Annotated in this window: 1 protein-coding gene; it reads right to left on the bottom strand. The window is 60.2% G+C overall.

The genetic code is table 11. The features are described from left to right. Nucleotides 1–9: 9 nt before the first annotated feature. Nucleotides 10–231 (bottom strand): hypothetical protein (locus tag ACQG3P_RS25080; RefSeq protein WP_426806555.1); only part of this gene is annotated, 222 nt, incomplete at its 5' end.

The following is a 231-nucleotide window of genomic DNA, read 5'->3' as shown; positions in this document are numbered from 1 at the left end:
TTCAGGCGGTTACTTGTCCAGAAACGCGACCAGCGCGGGGAACGTCTGCTCCGGGACCTCTACCATCAGCCAAAGGCCGGAGCCTCTGACGATCACGCACTCGACGTCGGTATCGATCCGCCTGGCCTGGTCGATCAGGAAAGCAGTTGCGCGGTCATTGGCAGCGGTGGAAGTGCCAGAAGGCTGGTCTTCATGAGTAGGCAAAGAAACAGCGGATGGCTTCGGCACACG

It is taken from the genome of Stenotrophomonas sp. SrG, from assembly GCF_050031795.1.
Lineage (GTDB): Bacteria > Pseudomonadota > Gammaproteobacteria > Xanthomonadales > Xanthomonadaceae > Stenotrophomonas > Stenotrophomonas rhizophila_A.
Note: the sequence above shows the minus strand (reverse complement) of the source record. Positions and strands in the feature narration are given on the sequence as shown.